This window comes from Micromonospora sp. NPDC023644 (assembly GCF_040640115.1).
Lineage (GTDB): Bacteria > Actinomycetota > Actinomycetes > Mycobacteriales > Micromonosporaceae > Micromonospora.
Map to the genome: position 1 here is coordinate 44,305 of NZ_JBFABA010000029.1, position 23,173 is coordinate 67,477.

Sequence of the window (23,173 nt, forward strand, 5' to 3'; positions counted from 1 at the left end):
GTCCGTACCAGTTTCCGGATTGTCATTACCGGTAATTCGTTAATTGGCTGCCGGCTAGGGTCAGCCGCCAGCCGCCTGCCGCGGCCCAAGTGACGTCTCAGCGCCAACCTGGCACTAGCGCCGACAGGTTTGGTGTGGAAACCTATTGGCATGACTACTGAGCCGATATCCGCCGGCGGCGATCCCCGCCGGCTGCTGTCCGAGGTTCGCTCCCTGGCGCACCAGGTGCGTCTCGACCAACGGATGACCTGGGTCGCGCTGCTTGTGCTGGCCGGAGTGACGTTCGTCGGGATCCCGTTCGACTGGCTCGGCATGACGGTGCGCTGTCACCCCGACACCAGCTGCGAATTCGCCCGGCGGGGCGTGCTGTACTACTGGCCGCCGGCGCTCCTGCTCGCCTACGCGGCGATCGCCGTCTCCTATGTGCGGGCTGCCCGGGCACGCGGGCTGGGTGCCCGGGTGTTGCCGTACGTCATCGCCGGCGCCGCGACGACCGTCGTGTTCACCGCCGCGTGGGTAGCCGCGGCCCTGTATTTTCCGAGCCACCCGGAGTCGATGCAGCCACTCTCGTACTGGTGGCTGGTGCTGGACCGGCTGGTCTCACCCTGGAGCATGATCGGTATCGCGCTGGTGGTGCTGGCCCGGATCGAGCGCAACATCGGGCTCCTGCTGTTCACCCTCACCTACCTGGCCCTGGTGCTGCTGGTGCTGCCGATGAACGAGGGCTGGGGACTGGCAGGCTGGGGGCTTCAGGCCCGATTCGCGGTGCCGCAAGCCATCAGCGGCGCGGTGCTGCTGCTCGGCGCGGTCGGGTTCTTCGCGGCGGCCCGCAGGCGGCAGCGGTGACAGCCGCACCCGGCGCCCCGGACCCGGATGCCGGGCACCCGGTCACCGGGCTGGACGAGGTGGTGCACCAGCGGGCACGGCTGGGCATCCTGACTATCGCGCACGAGGCCCACCGGGTCGAGTTCGGCTACCTTCGCACCCACCTCGAGCTGACCGCCGGCAACCTCTCCAAGCACCTCAGCGTGCTGGAATCGGCCGGCCTGATCGAGATCGAGAAGGGCTACGAGGGCCGGCGCGGCCGCACCTGGATCACCCTCACCGCCACCGGCACCACCGCGCTCGCCAACGAGATCGCGCGACTCAAGCAGCTCATCGCCCGCGTCGAGACGACCAACGGGCAGTAGCGACAATCGTCGGTCGTCAGCGGTGGTCGTTCTCCTTCAACTCGATGACCCAGGCGCGCCGCTCGGCGATCTTGCCGTCGCGCATGACGAACACCTCTGCCATCGACATGCGCATCTCCTCGCCGGTGTCGCGCCGCACCGAGCCGACCAGCTCCGCCATGACGGTGTCGCCCTGCTCCACCATGCGGACGACCTCCAGGTGGGGCGGCGGCACGAAACCGGGTCCCTCGATGGCGGCGTCGTAGGCCTCCTTGCCCCTGAGGTGGAAGGCGCCGAACACCGTCCACTCGATGTCGTCGGTGAGGCAGGACAGGATCTGCGCGTGGTCGTTCTTCCGGAAGCCGTCCAGGTAGGTCTCGACCGTCTGCGTGTTGCGCGACATTGGGCGGTGTCTCCTCGTCCTCGGCGGGCCTGCCATCGGGCAGACCCGCCGAAGCTAACCCCGTGGCGTGCCGGCCGGCCCGTGGGACGCGCCGGCCGGCACGAACCTCAGGACGAGGCCCGCCGGGACCGGTGGTTGGCGTGCTTGCGGGCCGCGAAGTCGTACGCCTCGGCCAGCAGGTGCCGCACCGTGTCCAGGGTCGCCTCGCCGGGGTTCACCACGCACACCCAGTGCTGCGGGGCGTAGACCGGGTGCGGCAGCACGGTGTCCGGCACCGTGTGGTCGACGCCGCCGTCCGCCCCGTGCGGCTGCGCGAACAGCGCCCCGTACGCCGAGCGGGTCAGCCCGATGTTGAGCCGCCACGCGCCCGGCCTGCTCAGCGCGGAGGCGTCGTCGTAGTGGTCGCCGGTCACGATCGTCGCGAACGGCAGCTGCCGCTCGGCGGGCAGGTCCCGGCCGGGGTCGTAGATGTAGAAGGTGTCCCCGTTCGCCTCCAGGAAGTTCACCCCGTCGAAGGTCTCGCGGAGGTACCGCTTCATGTCCTCAACGTCCATGCCTCAATTTTTTCATTGAAATGCCTATTGAGGCTTACGCCCGGTTGATGCCGTCTGCGGGCCGCGAACCCTCAAGTCCGGGCACAACCCGGCCGCACGCGCCGGCGGTGCCCCGTCCCGGATCCCCGGCGGCATCGAGCGGCAGCGCGAGCGGTCGGGTTCCGCCCGCGACCGAGCCGGCTCGCACCGGATCCGGTCGCGGGCGCACCCGCTATCCGGTGCCGTCGAGGACGGGGATGAGCTGCTCCTCCTCGTACGTCAGGTGGGCCTCCAACTCGGTGGTGAGACGCGTGACCTCCCGGCGGGCGTCGGCGGGGTCGGCGTCGGGGTCGCCCGCCACCTGCCGCAGGCGCTCGACGAGCGCGGCGATGCGACGGTGCTCCTCGCGCAGCCGCGCCAGCGCCGGGGCGAGGTCCGGACGCTGCCCCTCCAGCCTGGCGAACATGCCGTCGTCCTCGTTGCGATGGTGGTGGTGCAGGCCGTGGCAGAAGGTCAGGCAGTTGACCCGCAGCTGCGCGCCCAGGCCCGGGCCGCTGCGGGTGACCTCGTCGCGGATCAACGTCAGTTCCCGGCGGAACGCGTCGTGGATCAGCTTGAGCGCCGCGCCCAAGGAGGCCGCCTCCGGTGGCCCGCCCGCCACCTGGTGCAACGCCACCACGGGGATCACCCGCGTCGTCTTCGCCTGGTACGCGGCCCAACCCGGGTCGGCCGCCACGGCCCGGGCGAAGATCTCGTCGCGTTCGGCGCCGGCCAGCACGACCGCGCGGGCCTGGTAGGTGAAGACCCCGTCCTCGACGGTGACGAGCGGGTCGGCGAGGAGATTGTGGTACCAGTCCGGGTGCTTCGGGCCGCCCCCGGCCGAGGCGATGACGAGGATGCGTTCCTCGCCGTCGGGCAGGTAGCCGACCGGGGTGGTGTGCGGAGCGCCGGAGCGGGCCCCGGTGGTGGTGAGCAGGATCAGCCGGGCCCCCTCGAAGGGCCCGCCGACCCGGCCGGAGTTGGCGCGGAACTCGTCGATGATCTGCTGGTTGAAGTCGTTGGGCAATGCTCTGCTCTCTGCTCGGGCAGGAGGATGCGGCCACGATGGATCGCCCGCCCGGCGACCGGTGGCAGCGAGGATGCGGATACGCCGGCGTACGACCGGCGTGGACGGTGTAAGACGTGTGAGAGGCGGTGGACGTGGCGTCGACACCGCAGGTGGGGGGCGCCGGCGGGCCGCGGGCCCGCCCCCGGCTCACCTGACGGCCGGGTGCCCTGTCCGCTCGTGGCCCAAGGCCGACCCGGCAGTCACGTGTCCGACCCTAGTGTCGGTGGCGGCGGGCAGGCAAGCGTCATTCGATTGCGGGAGCCGTGGCGCGGTGGCACGGTCGGGAGATGCCCGAGCTGACCGGCGTCGACGTGGACCAGGCGCTCACCGAGATGACCGCCGTTCTCGGCCCGCACACCGGGCGGGACTGGAGCGTGCCCGCCGGCGGGCTGGAGTGGAGCTGCTGGACCACCGCCGCCCACGTCGCACACGACCTGCTGGCGTACGCCGGCCAGGTCAGCGGGCGGCCCGACGACGGCTACCTGCCGTTCGACCTGGCCGTCTCCCCCACCGCCGGCCCGGCCGAGGTGCTGCGGGTCGTCGTCGCCTGCGGTGGCCTGCTGCGGGCGGCCGTCGACGCCGCCGGGCCGGACACGCGGGCCTGGCACTACGGCCCCTGCGACCCGGCCGGCTTCGCGGCGATGGGGGTGGCGGAGACGCTGCTGCACACCGACGACATCACCCGCGGTCTCGGGATGCCCTGGCAGCCGCCGCAGCGGCTCAGCGCCGCCGTGGTGCGACGGCTCTTCCCGGACGCGCCCGCCGGGCCCGCGCCGCAGGTGCTGCGGTGGCTGACCGGCCGCGGCGAGCTGCCCGGCCGCGCCCGGCGCACGTCCTGGTCGTGGCGGGCGGCGGTGGACTGACCGGGGCTACGCCGCCCGGCGGCGCCACGGCGGCCGCCAGCCCCGCCGGCGCGGTGGAGCCGCCGGCGGCGGGGGCGGTGGCGGGGTCGCGGCGGCGGCGGTCTCCCGCTCGGCCCGCCAGCGGCGGACCACGTCGTCGGCGTTGACGGGGCGCACCGCGACCCGGGGACCGGTGGGCGTACGCAGCCAGGCGAGGATCTGGGCGTTGAGGTCGGCGACGAACGCGCGCACGGACTGCTCGGTCGGCAGGTCCCGCACCTCGTCGGGCACCTGCTCGATGCGGCGGCGCAGTTGCAGCGGCGTCGGCAGCAGCAGATCGGTGGGCAGCTTCTCCCGCTCGAGGAAGCTCTTGATCCACCACGACTCGTCGTACGGCTGGCCGCGGCCCGGGATGGGCTTGCCCATGCCGGGCAGGTTGTCGAACTCGCCCTGCTCCTGTGCCGCGCGGATGCGCGCCTCGACCGTCGCTTCCCAGCTGTCCACCTGCCGGCACCTCCCCCGGGCCCCACGGTAACGCGGCCACCGCATCGTGGCCGCCGGGGTGAAGTCAGCGCCCCGACCGGGCCGGGCATTCCCGCGCGTGCCGGTGGCCGTCGCGGGGGAACGGCGGCCGGGCCGGCAGCACCTCCTGGAAGCGGTAGCCGGCCTTCTCCGCGACGCGGCAGGACGCCGGGTTGTCGATCTGGTGCAGCAGGTCCAACCGGCGCAGGCCGGCGAAGCGTGCGAACGCCCACTCGGTCACGGCAGTCAGGGCGTGCGGCGCGACGCCCCTGCCCCGGGCGGGCGCGGCGGTCCAGTAGCCGACCTCGGCGTCCCCGCCGCCCTCGGTGACGTTCTTGAGGACCACCTGCGCCACCAGGGTCTCGCCGGCCGGGTGCGGCTCCAGCACCGCGAAGCAGAACCGGTTGCCGTCGTCCCAGTCCCGGTGCGCCGCGGCCAGGAACCGGCGCGCCTCGGCGGCCGTGGTCACCGGCGCCCGGGTCCAGCGCCGCAGCACCGGGTCGCGGTACGCGGCGATCAGGGCGTCGGCGTCGTCGTCGCGCCACGGGCGCAGCAGGAGTTCCGGCAGGGTTCCGGTGGCCGGGGCGTGCAGCATCGGCATAGTGTGCCCGGCGCCGCGTCGGCGGTGGGGGCGGGCGGTCGGCGCGCGGCACGCCGGAACGGGTCGGCGGCGCGGTGGCGTACGGCGTAGGGTCGGCGCGAGTCGGGTGCAACGGGGGGACGCGGCATGGTCGGTACGGGTGCGTTGGTGGGCATCGCGCTGGTGGCGCTGGGGATGGTGCTGACCCCCGGCCCGAACATGGTCTATCTGGTGTCCCGGTCGGTGACCCAGGGCCGGCGGGCGGGGCTGGTGTCGCTGCTCGGCGTCGCCGCCGGGTTCGGCGTCTACCTGGCCGCCGCGGTCGCCGGCATCGCCACGGTGTTCGTGCTGGTGCCCGCCCTCTACACGGCGGTCAAGCTGGCCGGCGCGGCGTACCTGCTGTGGCTGGCGTGGCAGGCGCTGCGGCCGGGCGGGCAGTCGCCGTTCGCCCCGGCGCCGCTGCCGCCGGACCGGGCCCGGCGACTGTTCACCATGGGCCTGGTCACCAACCTGCTGAACCCCAAGATCGCGATTCTCTACGTGTCGCTGCTGCCGCAGTTCATCGACCCGGCCCGCGGTCACGTGGCCGCGCAGAGCCTGCTGCTGGGGCTGACCCAGATCGCGGTGGCGCTGACGGTGAACGCGCTGATCGTGCTCAGCGCCGGCGCGCTCGCCGGCTTCTTCGCCCGCCGGCCGCTGTGGCTGCGGGTGCAGCGGCTGGTGATGGGCACGGTGCTGGCGGGGCTGGCGGTGCGCATCGCCGCCGACCGGTCGCGCGCCGCCGTCGCCATGCCCTGACCGCGAGCCCGACCCCCGGACAGCCGAGCCCGTCCCGGCGACGCGACGGGCGCCTGCGCGACGGCGAACGGGCCGCCCGCGGTGTCAGGCCCCGCGGTCGGGGGCGGCCTCCCGGAGCACGGCCACGCCCCCGGCGGGCAGGTGCACCTGCGTGGCGGCCGTCGCGCCGGTGAGCAGGTCGACCCCGGCCGCCGGCACCCGCTGCGGCCGGTCGGTGTGGTTGAGCAGGAACAACCAGCTCGCCCCGGCGCCGCGCCGGCGGACCGCCTCGACCCCGTCCGGCGCGGCCGGGCAGACGGGTGCCGCGCCGGCCGCCCGAGCCGCGTCCGTCATCAGCCGGCGGTACGTGGCGTCGTCGGGCCGGGTGGACAGGTACCAGGCGGTGCCGGCGCCGAAGCGGTGGCGGCTCACCGCCGGCAGTCCGGCGAGCACGCCACCGGCGTACGAGGCCACCGTCCCCGCGCCGACGAGGCGCACCGTCTCGGCCCAGAGGCGGCCGGTCCCGCCGCCGGACAGCGGCACCGTCTCGTCGTCGGCGAGCGGGTGGAACTCCTCCACGCGTACGCCCAGCACGTCGCGCAGCGCCCCGGGGTGCCCGCCGAGACGGACGCGGGCGTGCTCGTCGGCGACCCCGCTGAGCCACGTCACCACCAGGTGGCCGCCGCCGTGGACGTACGCACGCACCCAGTCGGCGGTGGCGTCGGAGGCCAGGTAGAGGGCGGGCAGCACCAGCAGCCGGTACCCGTCCAGGGCATCGCCGGGCAGCACCACGTCGCAGCCGAACCCGGCCCGCCACAGCGCCCGGTGCGCCGCCGACACCTCGTCGCGGTGGTTCAGTCGCGGCGACGGCATCCCCGGGTGGCCCAGGGCCCAGCCGCTGGCGGCGTCCCAGGCGATCGCGACGGCGGCGTCGACCGTGCCGCCGTCGACCTCGCCGAGGCGCTCCAGCGTCGCGCCGAGGTCGACGGCCTCGGAGAACACGCGGGTGTCGGGACCGGCGTGCGGCACCAGGGCGGAGTGGAAGCGTTCCGCCCCGCCCGCCGGGGCCCGCCACTGGAAGAACATGACCCCGCGCGAGCCGCGGGCGACGTGGGACAGGCTGTGCCGGGCCATCCGGCCGGGTTCCTTGGCGTGCATCCGTCCGCCGCTGTGGATCTGGTTGGGGGCGCTCTCCATCAGCAGCCACCGCGCCGACCGGTCGACGCCGCCGGTGCGCCGCCCGGCGCCGTGGCGGGCCCAGCCCCGGGCCAGGTCGGCGGCGAGGGCGGTCTGCTCCTCGGCGCCGCCGTCGACCGCGTCCGGGTAGTGGTCGATCGCCACCACGTCGACCTCGGCGGCCCAGCGGGCGTGGTCGACGGGCACCCAGTCGCCGAGGACGTAGTTGGTGGTGACCGGGACCGCCGGGTTGGCCGTGCGCAGCAGATCGCGCTGCTCGACGTACGCGGCGAGCAGGGTGTCGGACCAGAAGCGGCGGAAGTCCAGCAGGTGCCCCGGGTTGGCCAGGTACCGCGTGGCGCGGGGCGGGTCGATCTGCGCCCAGTCGGTGTAGTGCTGGCTCCAGAAGCTGGTGGCCCACGCGGCGTTGAGCGCGTCGAGGTCGCCGTGCCGCTCGGCCAGCCAGTGCCGGAACGCCCGCGCGGCGTGCGCGCAGTGGCAGGTGGTGCCGTACTCGTTGTGCACGTGCCACAGCGCGAGGGCCGGGTGGTGGGCGTAGCGCTCGGCGAGGGCGGCGGCGATGCGCCAGGCGGCCGCCCGGTAGGCGGGCGCGGCGGCGCAGTACGTGTCCCGGCTGCCGTGGTGCAGGCGCACGCCGTCGGCGGTCACGGGCAGCGCGTCGGGGTGCGCCAGCGAGAACCAGGGCGGGGGCGAGGCCGTCGGGGTGGCCAGGGCGACGCCGACGCCGCCGTCGTGCAGCAGGTCCAGCACCTCGTCCAGCCAGTCGAAGGTGTACCGGCCGGGCTCCGGTTCGAGTCGCGACCAGGCGAACACGCCGACGGTGACCAGGTTGACCCGGGCGCGGCGCATGAGGGCGACGTCCGCACGCCACACCTCGGCCGGCCACTGCTCGGGGTTGTAGTCGCCGCCGTAGCGGAGCCCGCCGTCGCCCCACATCGCCCACCGCCAGTTTGTTGAAGAGGCGTCCAAAATATTGAGCGCGTTTTTGCCTGTCAACGCCAAGCTTCCATCGATCGAGCAGAGCTTGTCGTTGACAGTTAGTTGGGAAGACAAAGAAACTGGCGGGACCGTCGGACCCATCCCGGAGGAGACGCCGATGCCCTACCGACCGCCGTTGGTCCCGTACGAGACCTTCGTGGCCGACCCACCCGACCTGCCGGTGCGGGCCCCCGGCGAGGACGGGGCCGCCGTCGTCGGCCGGGCCGAGGTCGTCGCGACCGACCCGCACGGGGTGACCCTCAAGGCCGCCCTCTCCGACGGCGCGAGCATGGTGGTACGCGTCGACGCCGCCGGCGAGGGGGTGATCCGGGTGCGCCTGTCCGACGACCCGCAGGCCCGCAGCCGCTCCGCCCGGGCGCTGCCGCTGGTGCACCCCGGCACCCACCCGGTAACCGTCATCGCCGACGACGCCCACGTCCGGGTCGACGCCGGCGCCGTGGTCGCCGAGATCCGGCTCGACCCGTGGCACCTGCGCTTCCTCGGCCCCGACGGGCGGCTGCTGCTCGAGCAGGACCCCGGCACCCGCGACATCAGCGGCCGGCGGCGCACCCTGCCCTTCGGCCGCTCCACCGTCGACGGCGCGCCCGTCGCCTGGCACGAGAGCTTCGCCGCGCCCGGCGACGAACGCTTCGTCGGCTTCGGCGAGAAGTTCACCCCGCTGGACAAGCGGGGGCAGCGGCCGCTGATGTGGAACTTCGACGCCTTCGGCGGCGAGTCGGACCGCTCCCACAAGAACGTGCCGTTCTACCTGTCGGACCGGGGCTACGGCGTGCTGGTCGACAGCGGGCTGCCGGTGCAGTTCGACGTCTGCCAGTCCACCCACAGCAGCGTGCAGATCCTCGTCCCCGACGACCTGCTCGACTACTACGTGCTGGCCGGCCCGACGCCGGCCGAGGTGCTGAGGCGCTTCGACCGGCTCACCGGCCGGCCGTACCTGCCGCCGAAGTGGGCGTTCGGCGCCTGGGTCTCCTCCGGCTTCTTCCCCGACTCGCAGGAGCGGGTGCTCGAGCGGGGGCGCCTGCTGCGCGAGCGCGGCATCCCCTGCGACGTGCTGCACCTGGACTGCTACTGGCAGGTCGCCGGCCGCTGGTCGGACCTGCGGTGGGACGACGAGGCGTTCCCCGATCCCGCCGCGATGCTGCGCACCCTCGCCGGGCAGGGCTTCCGGGTCTGCCTCTGGATGAACCCGTACCTGATGACCGGCAGCCCGCTCTACGCCGCAGCGGCCGAGGCCGGGTACTTCCTGCGCCGCGCCGACGGCAGCCCGTACGTCGCCGACGTCTGGCACGGCAGCCACCCGGCCAGCGCCATCGTGGACTTCACCAACCCGGCCGCCGTCGATTGGTTCACCGGGCTGCTGCGGCCCCTGCTGGAGCAGGGGGTCGCGGTGTTCAAGACCGACTTCGCCGAGGGCGTGCCCGTCGACGCCGTCGCCCACAACGGGATGACCGGCGTCGAGCTGCACAACGTGTACGCGCTGCTGTTCAACGACGTGGTCGCCCAGGTGACCGAGGAGGTGACCGGGCACCGCACCGTGTGGGCCCGCTCGTCGTACCTGGGCGGGCAGCGGCACAGCGCGCAGTGGAGCGGCGACGTCAACGCCACCTGGCCGGGGCTGGCCAGCACCCTGCGCGGCGGGCTGTCGCACGGGCTCTCCGGCGTGCCGTTCTGGAGCCACGACACCGGCGGCTTCCACGGCACCCCGACGCCGCAGCTCTACGTGCGCTGGACCCAGTTCGGCGCGCTGTCGCCCCTGGTCCGCCTGCACGGCACCACCAGCCGGCTGCCGTGGGACTTCCCCGCCGAGACCGAACGCGACGCCGTGGCCGCCCTGCGGCTGCGCTACCGGCTGATGCCGTACCTGTGGTCGGCGGCGGTGCGCTCGGCCGCCGGCGGGGCGCCGATGATGCGCGCGCTGCTGGTGGACACCCCCGACGACCCGACGGCCTGGACCACGGACCTGCAGTACCGCCTCGGCACCGACCTGCTGGTCGCCCCCGTCACGGACCCGTCCGGGCGGCGCGACGTCTACCTGCCGGTGGGCGACGACTGGGTCGACGCCGCCACCGGCGAGCGGCACCCCGGCGGGCGGCACCTGCGGGTGGACGTACCGCCGCACCGGCTGCCGCTCTACGTCCGGCACGGCGCGCTCGTCCCGGTGGTCGCGCCGGGCGACACGGTGGGCGACGGGCCGTTCCGCGACGTCACCCTGGTCAGCTGGGGCGGCGTCGACGGCCGCACGGTGCTGCACGACGTCGACGGCGACACGGTCGTGACGGCCGTCCGCGACGGCGACACCCTTCGGGTGGACACCGACGGGCCGCTGCGGGTGACGCGCGTCAGCGTCGTCGGCGCGGACGCCCCCGCCCGGCTGCTGCTCAACGGCGCACCGGTGACCCCGGCGCCCTTCGACCCGTGGTGGCCCGACCCGGCCTGACGCGCCGCGGCGCCCGACCCGCGACGGGTCGGGCGCCGCCCGGGTCCACTCAGCCCTTCACCGCGCCGGTGATGACGCCCTTGGTGAAGTGCCGCTGCACGAACGGATAGACGATCACCGCGGGGACCACGGTCACCACCACCACCGCCATCTTCACCGCCAGCGTCGGCGGGTACGCGGTGACGCCGGGCAGGCTGACCGCCGCCCCGGAGACGTTCGGCGACTGCCCGGCGAGGATGTAGCTCTGCAACACCCGCTGGATCGGGAACTTGTCGTTGTCGTCGATGTAGAGCACCGCGTTGAAGTAGGCGTTCCAGTAGCCGACGGCGTAGAAGAGGCCGACGACGGCGATCACCGCCCTGGACAGCGGCAGCACGATGCGCAGCAGGATGTGCAACTCCCCGGCGCCGTCGATGCGGGCGCTGTCGAGCAGCTCACCGGGGACGTTCATGAAGAACGCCCGGATCACCACCAGGTTGAACACGCTGATCGCGCTGGGCAGGATCAGCGACCAGATGCTGTCCTTGAGCCCGAGGCCGGTGACCACGAGGTAGCTGGGCACCAGCCCGGGGAAGATCAGGAAGGTCAGCAGGAAGAAGAAGAGCAGCCCCCGGTGCCCCACCGATCCGGGCCGGGACAGCCCGTACGCGGCGAGGACGGTCAGCACCAGGCTCACCGTGGTGCCGAGCACCGTGACGAGGGTGCTGATCCACACCGCCTGGCTGATCTGGCCGCCGCTGAAGATGGTGACGTACGCCGACGGGTCGATCTCGCGGGGCACCATCACCATCCCGCCGGCGGCGTCGATCGTGTCCCGCGAGGCGAGGCTGGTCACCAGCACCGCCCACAGCGGCACGAGCACGGCCGCGACGAGCAGCGTGAGCACCGCGCCCTTGGCCACGGTGCCCGGCACCGTGGGCGGCTCCTCCCAGGCGGGTCGCCGAGAGCGTCGCCGCCGCGGCGGCGGCGCGTCGAGGTCGGGGCTGGCCGGCACCGGTCCGGCGCCACTGAGCTGCGCGGTCATGATCTCGCGTACACCCCCTGCTCGCCGAGCCGGTGCGCCACCTTGTTGGCGGTGAGGATGAGGACCAGCCCGACCACGGCCTTGAACAGCCCGGCGGCGGCGCCGAGGCCCCACTGCTGGGTGCTGATGGCCTGGTGGTAGACGAACGTGTCCAGCACCTCCGCGGCCTCCCGGCCGACCGCCTCGCGTTGCAGGATGAACTGCTCGAAGCCGACCGACAGCGCGTCGCCGAGCCGCATGATGAGCAGCAGCACGATCACCGGGCGCAGGCCCGGCAGGGTGATGTGCCACAGCCGCCGCCACCGCCCGGCCCCGTCGGCCGCCGCCGCCTCGTAGAGGTTGGGGTCGATCGCGGCCAGCGCGGCCAGGAAGACGATGGCGCCCCAGCCGATGTCCTTCCACACCGCCTCGGCGGTGACCAGCACGATGAAGGTGTCCGGGTTGGTCATGACGTCGAACGGCCGCATACCGGCCTCGCGCATCTCCTGGGCCAGCAGCCCGGCCCCGCCGAGCATCTGCACGAAGAACGTCACCACCAGCACCCAGCTGAAGAAGTGCGGCAGGTAGACCACGCTCTGCACGAAGCCCCGGACCCGCGCGGAGACCAGGCTGTTGAGCAGAATGGCCAGCAGGATCGGCAGCGGGAAGAAGAAGACGAGCTGGAACGCGGTGATGGTCAGGGTGTTGCGGACCGCGTCCCAGAACAGCGGGTCGCCGAAGAGCGCCTCGAAGTTGCCGAAACCGATCCACTCGCTGTACCAGAACGCCTCGACGGGGTCGTCGCCGACGAACGGGTTGTAGTCCTGGAAGGCGATGACGTTGCCCAGGGTCGGCAGGTAGTGGAAGACCAGCAGCAGCGTGGCGGCCGGCGCCGTCATGGCCAGCAGCGGCCAGTCCCGGCGCAGCCGGTCACGCAGGCGACGCCGGGCCCGTGCGGGCGGGGTGCGACCGGCGGGCGCGGGCCGGCCGGTGGCCGCCGGCGCGTCGAGCGGGCCGGCGGTGACCGGGCGGCTCATCGGCCGTTGTCGGCGAGCGCCTTCTCGTGGAACGCGCGCCCCTCCTCACCGCCGGAGGCGAGGAACTCCTTGCGGACCTGCGCCAGGTCGCCGACGGGGCGGCGGCCCCGCAGGATGTCGCGGATCTTGTCGTCGGTCGGCTGGATGATCTTCGACCAGTTGGCCGGGAGTTCCAGCTTGATGCCGGCGAAGAGGTCCTTCTCCAGCTGGGCGATGTTCTTCTGGTAGTAGCCCAGGTAGTCGCGCACGTAGTCGGGGGTGTCCCCGCTGCGCACCTTGACCGGGACCCGGCCGCCGATGTGGGTGTACTGCGCCCCCAGTTCCTTGCGGCCCAGCTCGGTGGGGACGGGGCTGCCGTCGGGCGAGCGGGTGAAGTGCCTGCCCTCCACGCCGTACTCGCGCAGCTCGAACTCCCGGCTGCCGAAGGGCGCGGCGCACCAGTTGAGCACCCGCAGCAGCTCGTCGACGCGCTCGGCGCCCAGGCCCTTCCTGACGAAGGTGTAGAACACGGGCTTCTCGCTGCCCCAGATGACCGGCTGCGCCCCGTTCGCGCCGAAGACCGGCAGCGGCTGCATGTCGAAGCTCGGCAGCTCCTTGACCCGCTCGCCCTGCATGCCCTGCCAGGCGCCGAGGCCGTCCTGGTACATGAGGATCTTGCCGGCCTTGAACAGCTGCTTCTCGTCGGCGCCCTTGCTGGCCACGGTGTCGGGGTGCACCAGCCCGTCGGCGAACAGCCTGGCGTTGAACTCCAGGGCGGCCGCGAAGGCCGGGTTCTCGAACTTGTGCTCCAGGCCGCCGTCGGGCTTCTTGCGCCAGGTCTGCTGGCAGCCGAAGAACTGCTGCACCATCTCGAAGACGCTGCCGAAGGCCCACACCCCCTTGGCGGGATCGGTGACCTCGCGGCCGAGCTCGTGCAGCTCCTGCGGCGACGTCGGCGCCGCCAGGCCGGCCTTGGCGAGCAGGTCGGCGCGGTGGAACAGGGCGTACGCGAACGGCCCGTCGGTCGGGAACGGCACGGCGTACAGCCGCCCGCCCCACACCGAGTACTCCCAGGCGCCGGTGGGCAGCGCGGCCAGGTAGGGGTACTTCGCGGCGGCGTCGCCCTTGAGGTGGTCGGTGAGGTCCTCGAACAGCGCCTTGACCGCGTCGGAGAACCGGGCGACCTTGTCGACCTCCCAGTTGGGGGCGCTGAGCAGCTCCGGCACGTCGCGGGCGCCGAGCATCGCGTTGAGCTTGTCGGCGTACGTGGTGCCGTCCTGCAGGCTCGGGTGCACCTCGACGCCCAGCCTGGCGTTGACCGCCGCGAGGTAGGAGTTGCGGCCCACCGTCGGCGGGGCGGGGCCCCACCACGGGCTCATGGTGCGGATCGGCGGGCCGCCCCGGCCGGGCTGCTCGGTGACCGCGTCGACGAGGCTGCGGGGGTAGCTGAGGTAGCCGTCGGGGATCGGCCCCTCCCCGGGGATGTCCGGCTTGAGCAGCTCGGCCGGCTTGTGCGTGGGCAGCACCGACCGGATGGCGTCGGCCGTCGTGGCGCTGCCCTTGCTCCCGGCCTCCTTGCTGCAACCGGCCAGGGTGGCGCCGCCCATGCTCGCGGCGGCGCCGAGGCCGAGCAGGCGCAGCAGGGACCGGCGGTCGGTGGATGCGCCCGGCAGGGACGGCTTCACGGCGCACTCCCTTCGTCTTCGGTGGCGGTGTCGCGGAACGTGCGGGCCCGGCTAGAATTAGTTGGGGTTCTAGCCGAACAAACTAATCGACGGTGATCCGTCCCACAAGACAGCGGCCCGACGTACGCGATGATGGGGCGCGCGGCACCACCGGGAATCGCGCACCGTCGCCCAGGGAGCGGACAGATCGTGATCAGCAGCCACAACGAACCGCAGCCGACCGACCTCGGCGACGTCCGGACGGCCAACCGGGCCGTGGTGCTGCGGCACGTCCGCCGGCACGCCCCCTGCTCCCGGGCCGACATCGCGGCGCACACCGGGCTCAACAAGGCCACCGTGTCCAGCCTGGTCGGCGAGCTGATCGAACGGCGGCTGCTGCGCGAGACCGGGCTGACCGAGAACCGGGTCGGCCGCCCCGCGACCATGCTCGTCCTCGACGGCGCCCCGTACGCGGCCCTGGGCATGCAGATCGGCGCCGACGAACTGGTGGTGGTCGCCGTCGACCTGGCCGGCACCCGGCTGCTGACCTGGCGGCGCGCCTTCGCCGCGCCGTCGTCCTCCCCCGCCGAGACGGTCCGCGCGCTGGCCGCCCTGGCCCGACGGGCGATCACCCGGCTGACCGGGCAGGACCGCCGCGTGCTCGGCCTGACCGTGGGCGTGCCTGGCCTCGTCGACCCGGACGGCGCCGTCCCCCGGGCCACCGCGCTCGGCTGGCGGGACGTGGCCCTCGCCGCCGACCTGCGCGCCGCCCTGCGCGATCCCGACCTCACCGTCGACGTCGACACCGACGCCAACCTCGCCGTCCTGGCCGAACACCGCCACGGCGCGTACGCCGGAGCGGCCCACCTGGTCCACCTCACCGGCGGGGCCTCGGTCGGCGCGGGGATCGTCGCCGGTGGCCGGCTGCTGCGCGGCGGCCGGGGATTCGCCGGCGAGGTCGGGCACCTGACGCTCGACCCGGCCGGTCCCGCCTGCGCGTGCGGGCGACGCGGCTGCCTGGCCGCGTACGCCGGATTGCCGGCGGTGGTCGGCCGCCTGCTGCCCGACACGCGGCAGGACGGGCCGGTCACCGACTTCCTGCCCGAGATCGAACGCATCCAGGCGCTGGCCCGCCAGGACGACCCCACCGTCCTGGCCGGACTGGCCGACGTCGGCTGCCGGCTCGGGCACGCCGCGTCCGTCCTGGCCGACCTGCTCAACCCGCAGGCCGTGGTGGTCGGCGGGCACTTCGCGACCCTGGCCCCCTGGCTGCTGCCGGCGGCCCGGGCGGAGTTCGCCGCGCGGACCCACGCCCCGGACGCCGGCGGCTGCCGGCTCGACGCCTCCACCCTCGACGCGGCGGCCACCGCGCTCGGCGGCGCCACCGCCGCACTCGCCGCCGTCGAGTCGGGACGGCTGCCCGCGGCGTGATCCTCCGGCCGCGCGGGTCTTGACCGGATCTGCCCCGGGTGCCAACCTCGAACCGCCGCTTCGTGGTTCGGGCGCCCGGGGCGGCGTGTCTCGGGCGGTCGTCGAAGCGCTTCAACGCTTCCGGGCCGGCAACCGCCACCCACCACCCCGCGATGCCGCTCGCCCGCCGTTCGTCGAAGCGCTTCGACACGGTCGTGAGGCGGACCCACGGAAGGCGACCGACCATGACCGACCTCCCCGCCCCGGAAGCCCTCGTCGACGACCTGCTGGGCCGGCTCATCCTGCCGGAGAAGCTCGGCCTGTTGCACCAGTGGCAGGCGCCCGTGCCCCGGCTCGGCCTGCCCCCGTTCCGCACCGGCACCGAGGCGCTGCACGGCGTGGCGTGGCTCGGGAAGGCCACCGTCTTCCCACAGGCCGTCGGGCTCGCCAGCAGCTGGAATCCCGAGCTGGTCCGCGCCGTCGGCGCCGCCGTCGGCGACGAGGTGCGCGCCAAGCACCACGCCGACCCCGAGCGGGTCGGCCTCAACGTCTGGGCGCCGGTGGTCAACCCGTTGCGCGACCCGCGCTGGGGACGCAACGAGGAGGGCTGGTCCGAGGACCCGTGGCTGACCGGCCGGCTCGCCACCGCGTACGCCGAGGGCCTGCGCGGCGACCACCCGGACCGGCTGCGTACGGCCCCGACGGTCAAGCACTTCCTCGGCTACAACAACGAGACCGACCGGGCCACCACCTCCAGCGACCTGTCCCCCCGGGTGCTGCACGAGTACGAGCTGCCCGCCTTCCGCGCCCCGCTCGCCGCGGGCGCGGCCGTCGCCGTGATGGCCTCCTACAACCTGGTCAACGGGGTGCCGGCGCACCTGAGCCCGCTCATCGCCGACGAGTTGCGCCGGTGGGCGCCCGGGGAGCTGATGGTGGTCGGGGACGCCGGCGCGGTGACCAACATCGCCGGGGTGCAGGGCCACCTGCCCGACCACGTCGACGGCTTCGCCGCCGCCCTGCGCGCCGGGATCGACAGCTTCACGGAGGACGACGCCGACAGCGCCCCGACCGTCGCGCGGCTGACCGAGGCGCTGGACCGGGGGCTGATCACCGCCTCCGACGTGGACCGCGCCGTGCGGCGGATCCTCACCGTCCGGGCCCGCCTCGGCGACCTGGACCCCCCGCGCGACGACCCCTTCGCCGGCGTCGCGCCGGACGTCGCCGACCGCCCCGCGCACCGGGACCTGGCCCGGGAGGCCGCCCGCCAGTCGATCGTGCTGCTGCGCAACGACGGGCTGCTCCCGCTCACCGACCCGGGGCTGCGGGTGGCCGTGCTCGGCCCGCTGGCCGACGCCGTGCACACCGACTGGTACAGCGGCACCCCGCCGTACGCGGTCACCGCCTACCAGGGCCTGGCCGGGCGGCTGCCCACCGTCACCACCCACCCCGGCACCGACCGGATCGCGCTGCGCGTCGGCGAGCGGTACGTCGGCTGCCCGGACACCCCCGACGGCGGCCCCCTGACCCTCGGCGCCGACGCCACCGGCTTCGACGTCTTCGACTGGGGACGCGACGTGGTGGCGCTGCGCGCCGCGGGCAACGGCCGCCACGTCGGTGCCGACGAGGCCGGCGCGCTCGCCAACGACCGCCCGGGACCGGGCGGCTGGGTGGTCCGCGAGACCTTCCGCCTCCACGACGGCCCCGACGGCACGGCGCTGCTGCACCACCTCGCCACCGACCGGTACGTCGCCGTCGACGCGCACGGGCGGCTGCGCGCCGACGCCCCGACCCCCGGCGACGCGACCCGGTTCACGGTGGAGCTGCTGGTCGACGGGGCCGCCGAGGCCGCCGCCCTGGCCGCCGCCGCCGACGTGGCGGTGGTGGCGCTGGGCAACCACCCGATGGTCAACGGCCGGGAGACCGAGGACCGCGTCGACCTGGCCCTGCCCGGCGGGCAGGAGGCGCTGCTGCGGGCGGTTCAGGACGCCAACCCGCGCACCGTGCTGGTGCTGACCAGCAGCTACCCGTACGCCGTCGGTTGGGCCGAGACGCACCTGCCGGCGGTGCTCTGGTCCGCCCACGGCGGCCAGGAGCACGGCGCCGCGCTGGGCGACGTGCTGCTGGGCGACGCCGACCCCGGCGGCCGGCTCACCCAGACCTGGTACGCCGACGCCGCCGACCTGCCCGACCTGCTCGACTACGACGTGATCGGCTCCGACGCCACCTACCTGTACCACCGGGGCGACCCGCTGTACCCGTTCGGCCACGGGCTCAGCTACACCCGCTTCGACTACGCCGGCCTCCGGTTGAGCGTCGCCGAGGCCACCGCCGGCGAGGAGGTCGAGGTGAGCGTCGAGGTCACCAACGCCGGCGACCGCCCCGGCGAGGAGGTCGTGCAGCTCTACACGCGCCAGCGCCGCTCCCGCGTCAAGCAGCCACTGCGCCAGCTGCGGGACTTCGCCCGGATCAGCCTCGCGCCCGGGCAGCGGCAGGTGGTCCGGCTGCGGCTGCGTACCGCCGAGCTGAGCTGGTGGGACGCCACGCGGGGCCGCCGCGTGGTGGAGGACGCCACCCACACCGTCCTGGTCGGACGCTCCGCACGCGACGTCCGGCTGGTCGGCGCCCTCGCCGTTCGCGGCGACGAGGCTGCCGACGACCGGGCGGCCGCGCCGGCGTCGGGGCGGGCCCGGTGAGCGGGGCGCGCGGGCGCCCGTCGCCCGAGCAGCCCACCATCGCCGACGTCGCCCGGCACGCCGGGGTCGCCGTGAGCACCGTGTCGTACGTCCTCAGCGGCAAGCGCGCGATCTCCGAGGTCACCCGCAATCGGGTGCTGGCCAGCATCCGGGTGCTCGGCTATCACCCGCACGCCGGCGCGCGGGCCCTGGCCAGCCGACGGGCCAACGTGATCGCGCTGGTCCTGCCGCTGCGCGCGGGGATGCAGGTGCCCGTGGTGATGCAGTTCGCCATGGCCGTGGTCACCACCGCCCGCCGCTTCGACCACGACGTCCTGCTGGTCACCTCCGACGAGGGGCCCGCCGGCCTGCGGCGCGTCGCCGCCACCGCCCTGGTCGACGGCGTCCTGGTCATGGACGTGGAGCTGGACGACCCCCGGGTGCCGCTGCTGCGCGAGTTGGCCCGGCCCAGCGTGCTCATCGGCCTGCCCGCCGACGCCACCGGCCTGACCTGCGTGGACCTGGACTTCCACCGGGCCGGGTGGGCCTGCGTCGCGCACCTGGCCGGGCTGGGGCACCGGCGCGTCGCCCTGCTCGGCGCGCCCGCCGCCGTCTACGACCGGGGCACCGGCTTCGCGCACCGCACCCGCGCCGGCGTGGTCGAGGCCGCCGCCGGCCACGGCGTCGACGCGGTGGCGCTGCCGTGCGAGGAGGGCGCGGTGGCCGTGCGCCGGAGCGTCACCGACCTGCTGGAGCGCCAACCCGACGTGTCGGGGCTGATCGTGCAGAACGAGGCCGCCGTGGGTCCGGTGCTGGCCACGCTGCCCGCCCTGGGCCGGCGGGTGCCGCAGGACGTGTCGGTGGTCGCCGTCTGCCCGGACCAGTTCGCCGAGCAGGCCAGCCCGATGCTCACCGCCGTGCCGGTCCCCGCCGAGGAGATCGGCACGCAGGCCGTCTCGCTGCTCATGCGCAAGCTCGACGGCGAGGCGGTCCCGGAGGTCACCCTGCTGGCGCCCCGGCTGACGGTGCGCGACAGCACCGCCGCCCCCGCACCGACGGCGAGGTCCGGCCGGTGACGGCCGGGCCGCCGCCCGCCGCGCACCGCATCGTCGACACCGCCCCCGCCGCCCGCTGGGAGGACGCGTTCCTCGCCGGCAACGGCGAGGCCGGGATCATGGTGTACGGCCGGCCACACGCCGAACGCATCATCGTCAACCACCACCGGTTCGTCCTGCCCAACGGCACCCGCGACGCCCGGCCCCCGCAGCTGGCCGCCCTGCTGCCCCGCATCCGGGAGCTGATCCTCGCCGGGCGGCGCGCGGAGGCGAGCCGGCTGCTCGCCGGTGACGGCGTGCTGCGCTGGACGCAGTCGTTCCACCCCGGCTTCGCCCTCACCATCGACGCCGTGGATCCCGGCCCGGTCGGCGACTACCGGCGGCGCACCGAGTTCACCACCGGCGAGGTCGTCGTCGAGTGGGCGGGCGGGCGCCGCCGGTCGTTCGTCTCCCGCGCCGACGCGCTGGTGGTCACCCACGTCGACGCGGGCCCCTGCGAGGTGGGCGTCACCGGGGACCTGCCCGGCCGGCCGGAGTCGGTGCGCTACCGCGCCGCCGCGTACCGCCGGGGGGATCTGGTCTTCCTGCGGGTGCGGGGCCGCTACCCCGACGCGGGCGGCGCGTACGGCTTCGAGGGGCTCACCCTGCTGCGCGGCGACGTGGCGGTCGTCGGCGACGACCGGGTGGCGGTGCGCGGCCCGGCGCTGCTGACCACGGTGCTCGACCGCCCCGACACGCCGCCGTGGCGCACGGGCGACCTGGAGGACCTGCTGGCGGGGCACGCCGGCGACGACTACGAGACCCTGCTGGCCCGGCACGTCGCGCTGCACGGGCGCGCCTACCGGCGGGTGAGCCTGGACCTGGGGGTGCCGGCGGCACAGCGGCAGCTGCCCGTGGGCGAGCTGATCGCGGCGCAGAACGCCGACCCGGACACGCTGCGCCCGGCGCTGCTGGAGCGGCTGTTCCACGCCGGGCGGTACCTGCTGCTCAGCTCCAGCGGCGTCCTGCCGCCCCGGCTGACCGGGCTGTGGCTCGGCTCGTGGGACGCGGCCTGGGCCGGCGACTTCACCACCGACGCCAACCTCAACCTGCAACTGGCCGGCGCGAACGTCGGCGCCCTGCCGGAGGTGACCGCCGCCCACGCCAACCTGGTACGCGGCCAGGTCGACGACTGGCGGCGCAACGCGCGGGCGATCTACGGGGCCCGGGGCCTGCTGGCGCCCAGCCGCACCGACGGCGAGCACGGCCACCTGTTCCACCTGCACGCCGACTGGCCCTTCGCGGCGTGGCTGCCCGGCGCGCACTGGCTGCTGCACCCGCTGCACGAGCACCACCTGGTCACCGGCGCGCCCCTCGGGGAGGTGGCCGGCTGGCTGGCGGAGGTGGCGGACTTCTTCACGGACTTCCTCACGGTCACCGACGAGGCGGGCACGGTGGTCGTCGTGCCGTCGTACTCGGCGGAGACCGGCCCGCGCGACGAGCGGGGGCGGCCGGTGCACGTGGCGGTCAACGCCACGATGGACATCGCCGCCGCCCGGCACGCGCTGCGCACCGCCGAGGAGGTGACCGGCTCCGAGCGGTGGGCGGGGCTGCGGCGGCGGCTGCCCGCGTACCGGGTCGACGAGCGGGGGGCGCTGGCCGAGTGGGCCTGGCCCGGCTACCACGGCGACGACGACCACCGCCACGTCAGCCACCTCTATCCCGTGTGGCCGCTGGACGAGGTCAACCCGGACGACACCCCCGAACTGGCCCGGGCCGCGCACCGCGCGCTGGCGCTGCGCGGCGACGAGAACCTCTCCGCGCACGGCAGCCTGCACCGGGCGCTGGCCGCCGCCCGGCTGCGCGACGGCCCGCTGACCGCCGCGAACCTGCTGAAGATCCTCGGCAACGACATGTTCTTCCGGTCCCTGATGAGCGCGCACAACCCGGGCCTGGTGACATACAACGCCGACGCCGCGCACGCCCTGCCGGCCGTGCTGATCGAGTCGCTGGTGCAGTCCCGCCCGGGGCTGCTGCGGCTGCTGCCGGCCGCGCTGCCGGGCCTGGGCGCCGGAGTGCTGCGCGGGGTGGCCTGCCGGGGCCGGGTCGGCGTCGAGGAGCTGTCCTGGTCCGCCGGCCGGGTCCGGGCCCGCCTGGTCTCCCCCGTGGCGCAGCGGCTGACCGTACGCAGCCCCTACGGCGGGCGGGACGTGGACCTGGTGGCGGCGACGCCGGTCGAGGTGACCTTCACCGCGCCGCGGTGACGGGTGAGGCTGGTCAGAGGGCGTCGGGCCGGCCGAGCGCGGGATGCCGCTCGCCGGGAGCGGCGTGCCAGACGGGGCCGTCCTCGCGCAGCGTGGTGTCGATGCGCAGCCGCGCCCACTCGTCGATCTCCGGCAGGTCGGTCGGGTCGAACCAGCCCACCTCGGTGGACTCGTCGTCGTTGACGCGCGGCTCGCCGCCCACCGCCCGGCACCGGAACCACACGTTCAGGTACTCGCAGACGTCGCCGTTGGGATAGACCACGGGGTGGGTGGCGACGCCGGCGACCCGTTCGATGCGGGCGTGCACGCCTGTCTCCTCGTACACCTCCCGCAGGACGGCGTCGGCGGGTTGCTCGCCGGGGTCGATGAGGCCGGCGGGCACCGACCAGCGGCCGTTGTCGGCGCGCCGGGCCAGCAGCACCCGTCCGGCGTCGTCGCGCACGACCGCGCTGACCCCGGGCAGCAGGAGCAGGTCGTGACCGACGTGGGCGCGCAGCCTGGCGATGTACGGGGAGATGGCCACCCGGTCACGCTATCCGGTACCGGCGCGGCGCCGGCGGAGCCTCCCGGCGGCGTGGCGTCCGGTCGAGTGGGCGGGCGGGCGCCGCGCCGGCCGGCAGTAGACTCCGCCCTCGATGGACGCCGAGCCCACCCCCACCGAGACCCGCCCCTGCGCCCACTGCGGACGCCAGGTGCCGCAGCGCGCCGGCGCCGGCCGGCCGTTCCGCTACTGCCGCGACAACGACGGCGCCTGCCAGCGGGCCTCACGCAACAGCCGGATGCGGCACCGCAACGCCCCCGGGCTGCCCGGTCAGGTGGCCCGCACCTGGGAGGCGGTGGACCGACTGGAGCAGGTCGCGGAGAGCCTCGCCGAGGCCCTGCACGCCGAGCTGTCCCCGGTCGGGGTGGAACGCCAGCTCGCGCAGGCCCGCGCCGACGCCGCGACGCAGGTCGCGGCGGCGCAGACCGAGCGCGACGAGGCCCGCCGCGACGCCGAGGACGCCGCCGCGGCGGCCGTCCGGGCCCGCGAGGAGGCCCGGTCGGCCGCCGCCGAGCGCGACGCCGCCCACGACGAGGCCCGGCGCGCCACCGAGCGGGCCACCGCGGCGATCGAACGCGCCGACCGGGCGGAGGCCGCCCGCGACGACGCCCGCCGACAGGCCAGCGCCGCGGAGGCCCTGCGGACACAGGCCGAACGCGACCGCGACACGGCCCGCCACGAGCTGCGGGCGCTGCGCGCCGAGGTCGACGCCGAGCGCCGCCGCGCCGCCGAGCTCACCGGCGAGCGCGACGCCGCCCGCGCCGACGCCGACCGGGCGACCCGCGCCGCCACCGAGGCCCTCGACCGCGCCCAACGCCTGCACGCCGAGGCCGAACAGGCCCGCGAGCGGGCCGGGCAGGCGCGCGCCGAGGCCGACGCCGCCCGCACGGCCGCCGCCGCCGCCGACGCGGCCCGGCAGCGCGCCGAGGCCACCCGCCGCGACGCCGAGGCCGCCGGGCAGCGGGCCGAGGCGAGCGCCGAGCAGGCCCGCGCGGAGCTGGC

20 protein-coding genes are annotated in these 23,173 nt (G+C 75.0%); 10 read left to right on the forward strand and 10 right to left on the reverse strand.

Features of this window, described 5'->3' with window-relative positions; all coding sequences use genetic code 11:
- Window positions 1-150: 150 nt before the first annotated feature.
- Together AB0G08_RS20135 and AB0G08_RS20140 are read left to right on the forward strand one after the other, a co-directional pair.
- Window positions 151-846, forward strand: coding sequence for a hypothetical protein (locus AB0G08_RS20135; protein WP_358089994.1), 696 nt, complete (start codon window positions 151-153; stop codon window positions 844-846).
- On the forward strand, window positions 843-1,190 hold the full coding sequence (locus AB0G08_RS20140; protein WP_358089997.1) for a transcriptional regulator: 348 nt from the start codon (window positions 843-845) through the stop codon (window positions 1,188-1,190). Before AB0G08_RS20135 ends, AB0G08_RS20140 begins: the two co-directional genes overlap by 4 nt.
- A 16-nt stretch (window positions 1,191-1,206) precedes the next feature.
- Here AB0G08_RS20140 and AB0G08_RS20145 read toward each other — a convergent pair whose 3' ends face one another.
- The 3 genes from AB0G08_RS20145 to AB0G08_RS20155 all read right to left on the reverse strand — a co-directional run bounded on the left by AB0G08_RS20145 (window position 1,207) and on the right by AB0G08_RS20155 (window position 3,171).
- Entirely contained in the window at window positions 1,207-1,572 is a 366-nt protein-coding gene (locus tag AB0G08_RS20145; protein WP_358090000.1) for a nuclear transport factor 2 family protein, read from the reverse strand.
- Window positions 1,573-1,679: 107 nt separating this feature from the next.
- The gene (locus AB0G08_RS20150; protein WP_358090003.1) at window positions 1,680-2,126 is read right to left on the reverse strand and encodes a DUF6194 family protein; all 447 of its coding nucleotides are present in this window, start codon (window positions 2,124-2,126) and stop codon (window positions 1,680-1,682) included.
- Window positions 2,127-2,337: 211 nt separating this feature from the next.
- Window positions 2,338-3,171 carry a nitroreductase/quinone reductase family protein gene (locus tag AB0G08_RS20155; protein WP_358090006.1) on the reverse strand — a complete coding sequence of 278 codons (834 nt, stop codon included), beginning with the start codon at window positions 3,169-3,171 and terminating at the stop codon, window positions 2,338-2,340.
- Between the two features lie 329 nt (window positions 3,172-3,500).
- On the opposite strand from AB0G08_RS20155, the gene AB0G08_RS20160 reads away from it, so the two are divergent.
- Entirely contained in the window at window positions 3,501-4,076 is a 576-nt protein-coding gene (locus AB0G08_RS20160) for a maleylpyruvate isomerase N-terminal domain-containing protein (RefSeq protein ID WP_358090009.1), read from the forward strand.
- Between the two features lie 6 nt (window positions 4,077-4,082).
- Here AB0G08_RS20160 and AB0G08_RS20165 read toward each other — a convergent pair whose 3' ends face one another.
- Complete coding sequence (locus tag AB0G08_RS20165; RefSeq protein WP_358090012.1) at window positions 4,083-4,559, reverse strand: DUF1992 domain-containing protein; 477 nt, start codon at window positions 4,557-4,559, stop codon at window positions 4,083-4,085.
- A gap of 64 nt (window positions 4,560-4,623) precedes the next feature.
- Window positions 4,624-5,172: a GNAT family N-acetyltransferase gene (locus tag AB0G08_RS20170; RefSeq protein WP_358090015.1), complete on the reverse strand. Its 549-nt coding sequence runs from the start codon at window positions 5,170-5,172 to the stop codon at window positions 4,624-4,626.
- Between the two features lie 132 nt (window positions 5,173-5,304).
- Here AB0G08_RS20170 and AB0G08_RS20175 point away from each other — a divergent pair, with 132 nt between their 5' ends.
- A complete protein-coding gene (locus AB0G08_RS20175; protein ID WP_357882976.1) occupies window positions 5,305-5,955 on the forward strand; it encodes a LysE family translocator in 651 nt (216 codons plus the stop codon).
- An 84-nt stretch (window positions 5,956-6,039) separates the two neighbouring features.
- Here the strand turns inward: AB0G08_RS20175 and AB0G08_RS20180 are convergent, their stop codons facing one another.
- On the reverse strand, window positions 6,040-8,067 hold the full coding sequence (locus tag AB0G08_RS20180; protein WP_358090051.1) for a beta-galactosidase: 2,028 nt from the start codon (window positions 8,065-8,067) through the stop codon (window positions 6,040-6,042).
- 160 nt (window positions 8,068-8,227) lie between these two features.
- Between AB0G08_RS20180 and AB0G08_RS20185 the strand changes: the two genes are divergently transcribed.
- The gene (locus tag AB0G08_RS20185) at window positions 8,228-10,567 is read left to right on the forward strand and encodes a TIM-barrel domain-containing protein (RefSeq protein WP_358090018.1); all 2,340 of its coding nucleotides are present in this window, start codon (window positions 8,228-8,230) and stop codon (window positions 10,565-10,567) included.
- A gap of 49 nt (window positions 10,568-10,616) precedes the next feature.
- Here AB0G08_RS20185 and AB0G08_RS20190 read toward each other — a convergent pair whose 3' ends face one another.
- Genes AB0G08_RS20190 through AB0G08_RS20200 form a run of 3 tightly spaced genes read right to left on the reverse strand, consistent with a single transcriptional unit; the run spans window position 10,617 to window position 14,271 of the window.
- Complete coding sequence (locus AB0G08_RS20190) at window positions 10,617-11,591, reverse strand: carbohydrate ABC transporter permease (protein ID WP_358090021.1); 975 nt, start codon at window positions 11,589-11,591, stop codon at window positions 10,617-10,619.
- The gene (locus AB0G08_RS20195; protein WP_358090024.1) at window positions 11,588-12,607 is read right to left on the reverse strand and encodes an ABC transporter permease subunit; all 1,020 of its coding nucleotides are present in this window, start codon (window positions 12,605-12,607) and stop codon (window positions 11,588-11,590) included. Before AB0G08_RS20195 ends, AB0G08_RS20190 begins: the two co-directional genes overlap by 4 nt.
- The gene (locus AB0G08_RS20200) at window positions 12,604-14,271 is read right to left on the reverse strand and encodes an extracellular solute-binding protein (protein WP_358090027.1); all 1,668 of its coding nucleotides are present in this window, start codon (window positions 14,269-14,271) and stop codon (window positions 12,604-12,606) included. Before AB0G08_RS20200 ends, AB0G08_RS20195 begins: the two co-directional genes overlap by 4 nt.
- A 189-nt stretch (window positions 14,272-14,460) precedes the next feature.
- Here AB0G08_RS20200 and AB0G08_RS20205 point away from each other — a divergent pair, with 189 nt between their 5' ends.
- The 4 genes from AB0G08_RS20205 (at window position 14,461) to AB0G08_RS20220 (ending at window position 21,630) form a co-directional block, all read left to right on the forward strand.
- Entirely contained in the window at window positions 14,461-15,681 is a 1,221-nt protein-coding gene (locus tag AB0G08_RS20205) for an ROK family transcriptional regulator (protein ID WP_358090030.1), read from the forward strand.
- 224 nt (window positions 15,682-15,905) lie between these two features.
- Entirely contained in the window at window positions 15,906-18,353 is a 2,448-nt protein-coding gene (locus AB0G08_RS20210) for a glycoside hydrolase family 3 C-terminal domain-containing protein (RefSeq protein WP_358090033.1), read from the forward strand.
- The gene (locus tag AB0G08_RS20215; protein ID WP_358090036.1) at window positions 18,350-19,408 is read left to right on the forward strand and encodes a LacI family DNA-binding transcriptional regulator; all 1,059 of its coding nucleotides are present in this window, start codon (window positions 18,350-18,352) and stop codon (window positions 19,406-19,408) included. Before AB0G08_RS20210 ends, AB0G08_RS20215 begins: the two co-directional genes overlap by 4 nt.
- Complete coding sequence (locus tag AB0G08_RS20220; protein ID WP_358090039.1) at window positions 19,405-21,630, forward strand: glycoside hydrolase N-terminal domain-containing protein; 2,226 nt, start codon at window positions 19,405-19,407, stop codon at window positions 21,628-21,630. Before AB0G08_RS20215 ends, AB0G08_RS20220 begins: the two co-directional genes overlap by 4 nt.
- 13 nt (window positions 21,631-21,643) lie before the next feature.
- On the opposite strand, the gene AB0G08_RS20225 is transcribed toward AB0G08_RS20220, so the two are convergent.
- Window positions 21,644-22,153 carry an NUDIX domain-containing protein gene (locus AB0G08_RS20225; protein ID WP_358090042.1) on the reverse strand — a complete coding sequence of 170 codons (510 nt, stop codon included), beginning with the start codon at window positions 22,151-22,153 and terminating at the stop codon, window positions 21,644-21,646.
- Between the two features lie 112 nt (window positions 22,154-22,265).
- Between AB0G08_RS20225 and AB0G08_RS20230 the strand changes: the two genes are divergently transcribed.
- A partial coding sequence (locus AB0G08_RS20230) for a hypothetical protein (protein ID WP_358090045.1) occupies window positions 22,266-23,173 on the forward strand: 908 nt, incomplete at its 3' end.

Bases quoted from the DNA above. Each gene is read 5' to 3' on its own strand.
- AB0G08_RS20135 (WP_358089994.1), top strand. From the start codon at position 151: ATGACTACTGAGCCGATATCCGCCGGCGGCGATCCCCGCCGGCTGCTG.
- AB0G08_RS20145 (WP_358090000.1), bottom strand. From the start codon at position 1,572: ATGTCGCGCAACACGCAGACGGTCGAGACCTACCTGGACGGCTTCCGG.
- AB0G08_RS20150 (WP_358090003.1), bottom strand. From the start codon at position 2,126: ATGGACGTTGAGGACATGAAGCGGTACCTCCGCGAGACCTTCGACGGG.
- AB0G08_RS20160 (WP_358090009.1), top strand. From the start codon at position 3,501: ATGCCCGAGCTGACCGGCGTCGACGTGGACCAGGCGCTCACCGAGATG.
- AB0G08_RS20170 (WP_358090015.1), bottom strand. From the start codon at position 5,172: ATGCTGCACGCCCCGGCCACCGGAACCCTGCCGGAACTCCTGCTGCGC.
- AB0G08_RS20175 (WP_357882976.1), top strand. From the start codon at position 5,305: ATGGTCGGTACGGGTGCGTTGGTGGGCATCGCGCTGGTGGCGCTGGGG.
- AB0G08_RS20180 (WP_358090051.1), bottom strand. From the start codon at position 8,067: ATGTGGGGCGACGGCGGGCTCCGCTACGGCGGCGACTACAACCCCGAG.
- AB0G08_RS20185 (WP_358090018.1), top strand. From the start codon at position 8,228: ATGCCCTACCGACCGCCGTTGGTCCCGTACGAGACCTTCGTGGCCGAC.
- AB0G08_RS20190 (WP_358090021.1), bottom strand. From the start codon at position 11,591: ATGACCGCGCAGCTCAGTGGCGCCGGACCGGTGCCGGCCAGCCCCGAC.
- AB0G08_RS20195 (WP_358090024.1), bottom strand. From the start codon at position 12,607: ATGAGCCGCCCGGTCACCGCCGGCCCGCTCGACGCGCCGGCGGCCACC.
- AB0G08_RS20210 (WP_358090033.1), top strand. From the start codon at position 15,906: ATGACCGACCTCCCCGCCCCGGAAGCCCTCGTCGACGACCTGCTGGGC.